Genomic DNA, 11135 nt, shown 5'->3' with positions numbered 1-11135 from the left:
TGAAGGCCCACACCGCCCGTCTCGCCTGGCACGACGCGGCCTACCGGCTGGTCGCGGGCAAGCCCTTCAAGAAGGAGGCGGCGATGGCCAAGCTCCACTCCTCCACCGTCGCCGTGGACAACGCCCGCGACGCCACCCAGGTCCACGGCGGCTACGGCTTCATGAACGAGTACCCCGTGGCCCGCATGTGGCGCGACTCCAAGATCCTGGAGATCGGCGAGGGCACCAGCGAGGTCCAGCGGATGCTGATCGCCCGGGAGTTGGGACTGGCCGGCTGAGGCGGCGGGCGGCCCACGGGCCGCCCGCGGGCCGGGTTCGGGGCGCCCACCCACTGGACATCGAATGAGGTTAGGCTAACCTATCTTCGAACTTGTCCGGCGGGCGCTCCGCCCCGTTCGAAAGCAGTCACGCCCATGTCCCACGCCCGTGCCACCCACCTCACTCGCCGCGGCCTGCTCGCCGCGGGCGGCGCCCTCGGACTCGGTGCCGCACTCGCCGCCTGCGGCGACGACAAGGGCAAAGACAAGGACTCCGGCAAGGCCGCGAAGAGCGCCAAGTCCGGCCCCTGGAGCTTCAAGGACGACCGCGGCACGGCCGTGAAGCTGGACAAGGTCCCCGCGAACATCGTCGCCTTCACCGGTGTCGGCGCCGCGCTGTACGACTACGGGATCCAGGTCAAGGGCGTCTTCGGCCCCACGAAGACCACGGCCGGCAAGGCCGACGTGCAGGCCGGCGACATGGACATCAGCAAGCTGACGGTCCTCGGCAACACCTGGGGCCAGTTCAACATCGAGAAGTACGCGGCCCTCGCGCCCGACGTGCTCATCTCGACGATGTTCGACGACGCCGGCACCCTCTGGTACGTCCCCGAGGAGTCGAAGAAGAAGATCGCCCAGCTGGCGCCCAGCGTCGGCATCTCCGTCTACGACCGTCAGCTCACCCAGCCGCTGCAGCGCATGTGGGACCTCGCCGAGTCGCTCGGCGCCGACATGAAGGCCGCGAAGGTGACGGACGCGAAGAAGCGGTTCGAGGCCGCGGCCGCCCGGCTGCGCGCCGCCGCCAAGGCCAAGCCGAACATCAAGGTGATGGCCGGTTCCGCCAGCGACCAGCTCTTCTACGTCTCCGGCAGCAACCTCTCCATCGACCTGGAGTACTTCAAGGCCCTCGGCGTGAACTTCGTGGAGCCCCCGGAGAGCGCGAAGAAGCAGGGCGGCGGCTGGTACGAGTCGCTGAGCTGGGAGAACGTCGACAAGTACAAGGCCGACATCATCATGCTGGACGACCGGTCCTCGGCGATCCAGCCCGCCGACATCACCAAAGCCACGTGGAAGAAGCTGCCCGCGGTGAAGGCGGGCCAGGTCATCGCGCGCTCGCCCGAGCCGATCCTGTCGTACGACAAGTGCGTGCCGCTGCTGACGACCCTGGCCGAGGCCCTGGAGAAGGCCAAGAAGGTCGGCTAGGCGCTTCGCCGGCAGGGGCCGGTGCGCATCGTGGGCGACTGCCGGCCGTGTGTGGCTGGCCGCGCAGTCCCCGCGCCCCTGAGCCGGCCCGGCCTCCCCCAACCCCCTACCTGACGTCGATTCAGGAGCCCACATGACCACCGCCGTAGCCGCCCCGTTCCGCTTCTTCTCCCTTCAGGTCGTACGGACGAGGCGGCTCGGGCCGTCCCTGGTCCGGGTCACCTTCGCCGGTGCCGATCTGCACGCCTTCCACTCCGACGGGCGTGACCAGTCGCTGTCGCTGTTCCTGCCGCATCCGGGCCAGGCCGAACCCGTCGTACCGCTGGAGCTGGGCGACGGATGGTGGCAGGGATGGCGCGAACTGCCCGACGGCATACGGGCCGTGATGCGCTCGTACACACTGCGGGCGCTGCGCCGGGATCCCGACGAGATCGACATCGACTTCGTCCTGCACACCCCCGCGGGCCCCGCCTCGCGCTGGGCCTCCCGGGCCGCGGCCGGTGACCGCGTCCTGCTGCTCGGCCCGGCGATGGCCGACAACCGGGCGATCCGGTTCCGGCCGCCCGCGGACACCGGCCTGGTCGTCCTCTGGGGTGACGAGAGCGCCGTGCCGGCCGCCACCGCCATCCTGGAGTCCCTGCCGGCCGGCACCCGCGCCCGCGCCTGGCTGGAGGTGCCGCACGCCGGTGACATCCAGGACGTGGCCACCGAGGCGGACGCGGAGATCACCTGGCTCGTCCGGCACGACGGGTCCCCCATGGCCGTCGATGCCGTGCGGGACGCCCGGCTGGGCGCCGCCGACGCCCCGTACGTCTGGATCGCCGGTGAGTCCGGCCGGGTCAAGGCGCTGCGCCGGCACTTCGTCGGCGAGCGCGGCATCGACCGGCGGCGCATCACCTTCGTCGGATACTGGCGGCAGGGCATGACGGAGGAAGAGCTCCGCGCCGCCGAGTAACTCCCCCTGCAGTGACGTCAGTCACGGCACAGGCATGCCCCGACCCCTCGAACTTAGGTTAGGCTAACCTAAGTTCATCTCCCCGCACGGACAGTCCCCCCGGAGGGCCCCCACATGCGCTCGCACCTGCTCAATGGCCTCACAGCGGAGCACTACCGCCGCTCCGTGACCGAAGGAGTCGAGCGGGTGGCGGCCAAACTCGCCACCACCGACCGTCCGTTCACCGGCGTCACCGTCGACGCCCTCGCCCCGCGCATCGACGCGATCGACCTCGACCGGCCGCTCGGCGACACCGCGGCGGTCCTGGACGAGCTGGAGGACCTCTACCTCCGGGACGCGGTCTACTTCCACCACCCCCGCTACCTCGCCCACCTCAACTGCCCGGTGGTCATCCCGGCCGTGCTGGGCGAGGCCGTGCTCTCCGCGGTCAACTCCTCCCTGGACACCTGGGACCAGTCGGCCGGCGGCACCCTCATCGAGCGCAGGCTCATCGACTGGACCGCCGAGCGCATCGGCCTCGGACCCGCCGCCGACGGCGTGTTCACCTCCGGCGGCAGCCAGTCCAACCTCCAGGCGCTCCTCCTCGCCCGGGAGGAGACCAAGACCGACAGTCTCGCCACCCTGCGGATCTTCGCCTCCGAGGCCAGCCACTTCAGCGTGAAGAAGTCCGCGAAACTGCTGGGCCTCGGCCCGGACGCGGTCGTCGCCATCCCCGTCGACCACGACAAGCGCATGCAGACCCTCGCGCTCGCCCACGAGCTGGAGCGCTGCGCGAAGGACGGCCTCGTCCCCATGGCCGTCGTCGCCACCGCCGGCACCACCGACTTCGGCTCGATCGACCCGCTGCCCGAGATCGCCGAGCTGTGCGCCCAGTACTCCACCTGGCTGCACGTGGACGCGGCCTACGGCTGCGGACTGCTCGCCTCCCTCAAGTACCGGGACCGCATCGACGGCATCGAGCGCGCCGACTCGGTCACCGTCGACTACCACAAGTCCTTCTTCCAGCCGGTGAGTTCCTCCGCCGTGCTGGTCCGGGACGCGGCCACCCTGCGGCACGCCACCTACCACGCCGAGTACCTGAACCCGCGTCGCATGGTGCAGGAGCGCATCCCCAACCAGGTCGACAAGTCCCTGCAGACCACCCGCCGCTTCGACGCCCTCAAGCTGTGGATGACGCTGCGGGTGATGGGCGCCGACGGCATCGGCGAACTCTTCGACCAGGTGTGCGAGCTGGCCCAGGAGGGCTGGGAGCTGCTCGCCGCCGACCCCCGTTACGACGTCGTCGTGGAGCCCTCGCTCTCCACCCTCGTCTTCCGCTACATCCCGGCGGCCGTCACCGACCCGGCCGAGATCGACCGCGCCAACCTGTACGCCCGCAAGGCCCTGTTCGCCTCCGGCGACGCCGTGGTCGCGGGCACCAAGGTCGGCAGCCGCCACTACCTGAAGTTCACCCTGCTCAATCCCGAGACGACGCCGGCCGACATGGCCGCCGTCCTCGACCTGATCGCCGGCCACGCCGAGCAGTACCTGGGAGAGTCCCTTGACCGCGCGTCCTGAAGCCCCGCACCGGACCTACGACTTCGTGGGGATCGGGCTCGGCCCCTTCAACCTCGGCCTTGCCTGTCTCACCGAGCCGATCGCCGAACTGGACGGCGTCTTCCTCGACTCCAAGCCCGACTTCGAGTGGCACGCGGGCATGTTCCTGGACGGGGCGCACCTGCAGACCCCGTTCATGTCGGACCTGGTCACCCTGGCCGACCCGACGTCGCCGTACTCCTTCCTCAGCTATCTGAAGGAGAAGGGCAGACTGTACTCGTTCTACATCCGGGAGAACTTCTACCCGCTGCGGGTCGAGTACGACGACTACTGCCGCTGGGCGGCGAACAAGCTCGGCAACGTCCGCTTCAGCACCACGGTCACCGAGGTGACCTACGAGGACGACCGCTACGTCGTCCGCACGGACAAGGGCGAAACGTTTCGCGCCCGGCACCTCGTCCTCGGCACCGGCACCCCGCCGCACATCCCGGACGCCTGCCGGGACCTCGGCGGCGACTTCCTCCACAACTCCCGCTACGTCCAGCACAAGGCGGAGCTGCAGCGCAAGAAGTCGATCACCCTGGTCGGCAGCGGCCAGTCGGCGGCCGAGATCTACTACGACCTGCTCAGCGAGATCGACGTCCACGGCTACCAGCTGAACTGGGTCACCCGCTCCCCGCGCTTCTTCCCCCTCGAGTACACCAAGCTCACGCTGGAGATGACGAGCCCGGAGTACATCGACTACTTCCACGCGCTGCCGGAGGCCACCCGCTACCGCCTCACGGCCCAGCAGAAGGGCCTGTTCAAGGGCATCGACGGCGACCTCATCAACGAGATCTTCGACCTGCTCTACCAGAAGAACCTCGGCGGCCCGGTCCCCACCCGTCTGCTCACCAACTCCGCGCTCACCGGCGCCCGCCACGAGAACGGCACGTACACCCTCGCCCTGCGCCAGGAGGAGCAGGACAAGGAGTACGAGCTGAGCAGCGAGGGCCTGATCCTGGCCACCGGCTACCGGTACAGCGAGCCGGAGTTCCTCGCACCGGTCCGCGACCGCCTGCGCTACGACTCCCAGGGCAACTTCGACCTGGCCCGCAACTACGCCATCGACGTCACCGGCCGCGGTGTCTTCCTCCAGAACGCCGGCGTCCACACCCACAGCATCACCAGCCCCGACCTGGGCATGGGCGCGTACCGGAACGCGTACATCATCCGGGAGCTGCTGGGCACGGAGTACTACCCGGTGGAGAAGACCATCGCCTTCCAGGAGTTCGCCGTATGACCAGCACGACCAAGACCTTCGCCTTCCGCCCCCTCGACCCCCTGAAGGACGCCGAACTGCTGCACGGCTGGGTGACGCACCCCAAGGCGGCGTTCTGGATGATGCAGGAGGCGAAACTGGAGGACGTCGAGCGGGCCTACATGGAGATCGCGGCCGACGAGCACCACCACGCGCTGCTCGGGCTGCTGGACGGCGAGCCCGCGTTCCTCATGGAGAAGTACGACCCCGCCCACCGCGAGCTGGTCGGCCTGTACGAGCCCGGGCCGGGGGACGTCGGCATGCACTTCCTGACCCCGGCCACCGACACCCCGGTGCACGGCTTCACCAAGGCCGTCATCACCGCCGTGATGGCGCACCTCTTCGAGGACCCGGCCACCTCCCGGGTCGTCGTCGAGCCGGACGTGGGCAACAAGGCCGTGCACGCCCTGAACGAAGCCGTCGGGTTCGTGCCCGAGCGGGAGATACGGAAGCCGGAGAAGAAGGCGTTGCTGAGCTTCTGCACGCGCGAGCAGTTCGTCGCGGCGACGGGGGTGTCCGCATGAGCCTCTCCGACGCCGTGGCCCATCTGTCCCCGGAGCGCTGGGAGACCGCCAACCGGCTGCTCGTGCGCAAGGCGCTCGCCGAGTTCGCCCACGAGCGGCTGATCACTCCCGAGCGGGACGGCGACGGGTACGTCGTCCGCAGCGACGACGGGCTCACCTCCTACCGCTTCACGGCCACCCTGCGCGGCCTCGACCACTGGCAGATCGACGCCGGCTCCCTCACGCGCCGGCGCGACGGCGGGGAACTCCCGCTCGCCGCAATGGACTTCTGCATCGAGCTGCGGCAGTCCCTGGGCCTGAGCGACGAGATCCTGCCGGTCTATCTGGAGGAGATCTCCTCCACCCTCTCCGGCACCTGCTACAAGCTCACCAAGCCGCAGGTCCCGGTGGCCGAGCTGGCGCGGAGCGGCTTCCAGGAGATCGAGACCGGGATGACCGAGGGCCACCCGTGCTTCGTCGCCAACAACGGGCGGCTCGGGTTCGGCATCCACGAGTACCTGTCGTACGCGCCGGAGACGGCGAGCCCCGTGCAGCTGGTGTGGCTGGCCGCCCACCGCTCGCGGGCCGCGTTCACGGCCGGGGTCGGGATCGAGTACGAGTCCTTCCTGCGGGAGGAGCTGGGCGAGACGGCGCTGAACCGTTTCCGCACAGTGCTCACCGAGCAGGGCCTCGACCCCGCCGACTACCTCCTCATCCCCGTCCACCCCTGGCAGTGGTGGAACAAGCTCAGCGTCACCTTCGCCGCCGAGGTGGCCCGCCGGCACCTGGTGTGCCTGGGCGAGGGCGACGACGAGTACCTGGCCCAGCAGTCCATACGGACCTTCTTCAACACCTCCGCCCCGCACAGGCACTATGTGAAGACGGCCCTGTCCGTCCTCAACATGGGCTTCATGCGCGGACTCTCGGCCGCCTACATGGAGGCGACCCCGGCGATCAACGACTGGCTCGCCCAGCTCGTCGAGGGCGACCCGGTGTTCAAGTCGACGGGTCTGTCGATCATCCGGGAGCGGGCGGCCGTCGGCTACCGGCACCTGGAGTACGAGCAGGCCACCGACCGCTACTCGCCCTACCGCAAGATGCTGGCCGCACTGTGGCGGGAGAGCCCGGTGCCGTCGCTGCGGGAGGGCGAGTCCCTGGCGACGATGGCGTCCCTGCTGCACGTGGACCACACGGGCGCCTCCTTCGCGGGCGCGCTGATCGAGCGCTCGGGCCTGTCCCCCGTCGAGTGGCTGCGGCAGTACCTGCGGGCGTACTTCACCCCGCTGCTGCACAGCTTCTACGCCTACGACCTGGTCTTCATGCCGCACGGCGAGAACGTGATCCTGGTCCTGAAGGACGGGGCCGTGCAGCGCGCGGTCTACAAGGACATCGCCGAGGAGATCGCCGTCATGGACCCGGACGCGGTGCTGCCGCCCGAGGTGCAGCGGATCCGCGTCGAGGTCCCGGACGACACGAAGCTGCTGTCGATCTTCACGGACGTCTTCGACTGCTTCTTCCGGTTCCTCGCGGCGAACCTCGCCGCCGAGGGGATCCTGGAGGAGGACGGCTTCTGGCGTACGGTCGCGGAGGTCACCCGCACGTACCAGGAGGCGACGCCCGAACTGGCCGACAAGTTCCGCCAGTACGACATGTTCGCCCCCGAGTTCGCCCTGTCCTGCCTCAACCGCCTCCAGCTGCGCAACAACCGCCAGATGGTCGACCTGGCGGACCCGTCCGGCGCGCTGCAGCTGGTGGGCACCCTGGAGAACCCCCTCGCCGGGTTCTGAACCCCGAAGGCCCCTGCAGGCCTCTGAAGACCCCCGAAGGGCCCTGCCGGGCCCCGCAGACGGACGGGCACCCGGAGTACGGTCCTCCGGGTGCCCGTCGGGCTGTGCCGCCACCGCTACCAGCTGTAGGTCTGCCCCACGGGCGTGACACGGAGGGTGAACCGCTCCAGCTCAGGTGCTCCAGCGGCGTTCCAGCGGCTCAACTGGTCTTCGATGGTGTCCCACAGAGCGTGGGGGCCGTGCTGCCGCACGGTCCACCGGCCGTCCTCCTGGTAGAGAGCGGCCGATGAGCCTGAGTCGACGTCGATCAGTAGGTCCTCCTTCCGCCCGTCACGTTCCATGGTCAGACGCCGGCCGCCCGGTACCGCGGACTGCACGACGAATCGGGACGTCCAGTCGTCCAAAGCCTCGGCGCCGATGACGGCCTCGCGTTCCTCGCCCGCGCTCAGATCCGGAAGCAGGCCGAGGGGTGGCGGCAGCTGCGGGCGGGCGAGCATGAAGCCGGCCCGGCCGCCCAGTAGCGGGCCCGATGCGGTGCCGTCGTCATGCACCGTCAGCCTGGCGAGTTCCGAGGCGCCGAGCCATCCACCGACGGTCGTAAGGATCTCTCCGCCAGGCCGCGTCTGCTCGATCCACTCGCGGGGCACGCTGCGTACGCCGCAGGTGGCAATGACCCGGTCGTACGGCGCGCCCTTGGCGAAGCCGAACAGGCCGTCACCGGTAACGAGCTTGGGGTACATTCCGACCCGGGCGAGGGCCGTCTCCGCCCGCGCGGCCACCTCCGCGTCGTACTCGACGGAGGTGACGAAGCCTTCGCCGAGTCGGGCACAGAGCAGCGCGGTCGAGTAGCCGGTGCCGCTGCCGATCTCCAGAACCGTCATGCCCGGCTCCAGCCGCAGCTCCTCCAGCATGCGTACCACGAGCGAGGGCAGTGTGCTGGAACTGGTCGGCTCGCGCAGAATGTCGCCGCGAATGTCCGTCGGCACGATCGTGTTCGCGATCTGCGTCACGAGCGAATCGTCCGTGTAGCAGCCCCGGATCCAGTCGGCGCTGCCCTCCAGAACGGGCTGCCAGGCCACAGGAAAGGCCTTCGGAACCCGGCGAAAGAAGCCGCCCCGGAGAAACTCATGTCGCGGAACCGACTCCACTGCCCGCCTCCATGGTTCGGTCCGCAGAACCCCTGTCTGATCCAGGCTGTTCAGCAGCTGCTGGTGCAGCCGTGCCACGTCGGTGCTCACGTCGTCCTCCCCAACAGGTCGGCCATGGCCTCAAGCATCGGCAGACCGGTTTCCGGTTCGAGCCAGTACCACTGGCCGGAGGGGTTGCACTCCAGGAACCACCATCGCCCGTCCTCGCCCACGCAGAAATCGAAGGCGCCGAATACGAGCCCGAAGCGATCCAGGTACCGGAAAAGTGACGCCCCGATCCGTGGTGGGAGCTCCGCAGGGGTGTACTTCAGGCAGCCGTAGTCAGTGCGCCAGTCCAGCAGGTCGGATTCGATACGGACACAGAACACCCGCCTGCCGATGACCGTGACCCGGACGTCCGCCGCCTTGAGAACGCGCTCCTGGAAAAGGTGCGCAGTGCCGCCCACGCTGTCGTCGATGTCCTCCGCGGAGACCTCGGCGATCCTGACGACCGAGGAGACGCCGTCGGCCTGGTAGGCCGGATTCGACAGAGGCTTGTAAATGACCGAGTGGTGGCGTTTGGCGAACGCCCGGGCGGCGTCCGCGCTGGAGGTGATGAGCGTCGCCGGTACATCGAATCCAGACCCGACCGCCGCGACGAGGCCGGACGGCTTGAACTCGGCGTCGCCGATCCTGTGCGGGTGGTTGACGTACCGGCAGCCGGGCAAGGACGCGAGCACGCCCCCGAGTCCGTACCGGGCCTGGGAGACTGCGAACCGAGCATCCTGCTCGGCCAGGTGTGGGAACGCGAACCCAGTCGGGCGGCGGTAGTACAGAGATCTCACGGCGGCCAGGTCGGCGGTTCGGGTGGGGGTGAGAAGGCGGCCCTGGACGCCGTGCTGGGTGATCTCGGCCTCCACCGACAGTGATGCGGGGAAGTCCCCGGAGTCGAGCCGCACGACCGGGACGCCCCGGTCATGCAGCTCGCGGATCACCACGTCGGCGGTGGGGTCGTACAAGCTGGTGACGACCAACACCGGACGAGGATCACTCACTGGTCGCCGTCGCTCCCCTGGTCGGAGTCGGTGTTGCCCTGGCCCTGCCCGTCAGGGCTCGTGCCCGTCACCGGGGTGGTGCCGGTGCTGGTGCCATGGCCAGGCATCTCCATGATCTGTCCGTGAGCGTCGAAGAACACGGCTGCCTGGGTCCTCGGGTTCAGTTCGGCACGCGCGTAGCCCGGGGCCATCGTCGGATAAGGGGACATCCGGCTCACCCCCCACGGGGCCGGAGTGCGGGTGCCGGACGGCCGCGGCGTCTCGGTCGGGAAACGGTCGGAGTGGACGAACAAGGCGTACTCCTTCACTGCTCGTATCGGCTGATGAGCCCGGTGCGGATCGCTCCACGCCGGGGACCGGAGCCCCTTCCGCCGGAGTCTTGCCGAACAGCGGCGGGAGGGACGATCTGGGGATGCGACCCTGACCCGGCGGTCGCAGGGAGCGTCAGCCGGCCGTCCTCGTGAGCACCAGCGCGAGGACGGGGCCGGTGACGGCGACCATGTACATGAGCAGGCTGCTGATCGCCTTCATGACCGCTCGTCGGCCGGTGCTGCCCCGCCCAACTTCTCGTAGTGGTCGCAGAGCGCCTTGACGGAGCGGGCGAGCTTGCGCGCCACGGCCACGCGGACGAGCGACGTGCAACCGTCCCCGACTCGCGCCTTTCTGATCGCCTCACCGACGCAGGCGAGTGCGCAGTATCGCGGAACGCTGTTCTTCGGCAGCCGTCCTGCCTTCGCCGCCACCTCGGGGATCAGCAGCTCCAGATGGCCGCGCAGCGTCGCAGTGAGGGTGCCCAGCTCTTTGGGCGCGGGGGGAAGTGTTTCGGGCCCGTCGTCCGGCCCCAGCAGCAGAGTTGCGGTCTCGCGCATCGTGGCGATGTCCACGGGGCCGGTGCCGTTGTCCCGCTTCATGGTGGCGATCACCGGCGCACCACCTGTCCAGTCCGGCAGCGCGGGCACCTGCATGGCGGGTACTGGGTGTCCATGGCCAGTGGCAGCGGCTGGTTCCCGTACGTCACGGTGATCGTGCCGCGGTCCCGGGAAATCGTGCCGTAGCGGTCCACGGCGTAGACCCGCATCGTCATACCGCCGCCCCGTGCACTGGCTCGGGGTCGGGCTGTACCTTTCATCATGTTGACGCTCCCAACAGCGTTGGCCATGCCCCCGGATCGGTCGCACGGTCGCGGGGGTCTTCACGGTCGGTGCCGGTCATGCCGTGGCTTTCCTGCTTCGGCAGCCGCACATGGCGATCTGTCACACGCGCGTGCATTCACGGACCACGACCTGCCCGGCAGCGCGCAGGGTCTTGTTGACGGCCCCGCAGTAGAAGCAGGCCTCGCCATGCAACCGGACGACGCTCACGCACCCTTCGATGACCGTGGGCGCGAGCGGAGGTGAATCTGGCACTTCCCG

11 protein-coding genes are annotated in these 11135 nt (G+C 69.2%); 7 read left to right on the top strand and 4 right to left on the bottom strand.

The genetic code is table 11. The features are described 5' to 3' along the window. The 7 genes from ACZ7P3_RS29215 to ACZ7P3_RS29185 form a co-directional block, all read left to right on the top strand. Positions 1-278, top strand: a 278-nt coding sequence (locus ACZ7P3_RS29215) for an acyl-CoA dehydrogenase family protein (RefSeq protein WP_472086153.1), incomplete at its 5' end; no start/stop codon positions are given. 135 nt (positions 279-413) lie between these two features. After that, on the top strand, positions 414-1460 hold the full coding sequence (locus ACZ7P3_RS29210) for an ABC transporter substrate-binding protein (RefSeq protein WP_472086152.1): 1047 nt from the start codon (positions 414-416) through the stop codon (positions 1458-1460). A gap of 133 nt (positions 1461-1593) precedes the next feature. After that, on the top strand, positions 1594-2415 hold the full coding sequence (locus tag ACZ7P3_RS29205; RefSeq protein ID WP_472086151.1) for a siderophore-interacting protein: 822 nt from the start codon (positions 1594-1596) through the stop codon (positions 2413-2415). Positions 2416-2529: 114 nt separating this feature from the next. Continuing rightward, the gene (gene desA, locus ACZ7P3_RS29200; RefSeq protein WP_472086149.1) at positions 2530-3972 is read left to right on the top strand and encodes a lysine decarboxylase DesA; all 1443 of its coding nucleotides are present in this window, start codon (positions 2530-2532) and stop codon (positions 3970-3972) included. Then, positions 3956-5233, top strand: coding sequence for a lysine N(6)-hydroxylase/L-ornithine N(5)-oxygenase family protein (locus ACZ7P3_RS29195; protein ID WP_472086148.1), 1278 nt, complete (start codon positions 3956-3958; stop codon positions 5231-5233). The genes desA and ACZ7P3_RS29195 overlap by 17 nt, the downstream gene beginning before the upstream one ends. After that, positions 5230-5775 (top strand): GNAT family N-acetyltransferase, encoded by a 546-nt coding sequence (locus ACZ7P3_RS29190; protein WP_472086146.1) that lies wholly within the window; start codon positions 5230-5232, stop codon positions 5773-5775. The genes ACZ7P3_RS29195 and ACZ7P3_RS29190 overlap by 4 nt, the downstream gene beginning before the upstream one ends. Then, complete coding sequence (locus ACZ7P3_RS29185; RefSeq protein WP_472086144.1) at positions 5772-7541, top strand: IucA/IucC family protein; 1770 nt, start codon at positions 5772-5774, stop codon at positions 7539-7541. Before ACZ7P3_RS29190 ends, ACZ7P3_RS29185 begins: the two co-directional genes overlap by 4 nt. A 116-nt stretch (positions 7542-7657) precedes the next feature. On the opposite strand, the gene tgmC is transcribed toward ACZ7P3_RS29185, so the two are convergent. The 4 genes from tgmC to ACZ7P3_RS29165 form a co-directional block, all read right to left on the bottom strand. Further along, positions 7658-8767, bottom strand: a complete 1110-nt coding sequence (gene tgmC, locus ACZ7P3_RS29180; RefSeq protein WP_472086184.1) for an ATP-grasp peptide maturase system methyltransferase — start codon at positions 8765-8767, stop codon at positions 7658-7660. An 8-nt stretch (positions 8768-8775) separates the two neighbouring features. Continuing rightward, the gene (tgmB, locus tag ACZ7P3_RS29175; RefSeq protein WP_472086142.1) at positions 8776-9723 is read right to left on the bottom strand and encodes an ATP-grasp ribosomal peptide maturase; all 948 of its coding nucleotides are present in this window, start codon (positions 9721-9723) and stop codon (positions 8776-8778) included. Further along, the gene (gene tgmA, locus ACZ7P3_RS29170) at positions 9720-10031 is read right to left on the bottom strand and encodes a putative ATP-grasp-modified RiPP (protein WP_472086140.1); all 312 of its coding nucleotides are present in this window, start codon (positions 10029-10031) and stop codon (positions 9720-9722) included. Before tgmA ends, tgmB begins: the two co-directional genes overlap by 4 nt. A 219-nt stretch (positions 10032-10250) precedes the next feature. Beyond that, positions 10251-10688, bottom strand: a complete 438-nt coding sequence (locus ACZ7P3_RS29165) for a DUF6415 family natural product biosynthesis protein (RefSeq protein WP_472086138.1) — start codon at positions 10686-10688, stop codon at positions 10251-10253. Positions 10689-11135 lie beyond the last annotated feature (447 nt).

Source organism: Streptomyces sp. NPDC107581 (assembly GCF_055657175.1).
Note: the sequence above shows the minus strand (reverse complement) of the source record. Positions and strands in the feature narration are given on the sequence as shown.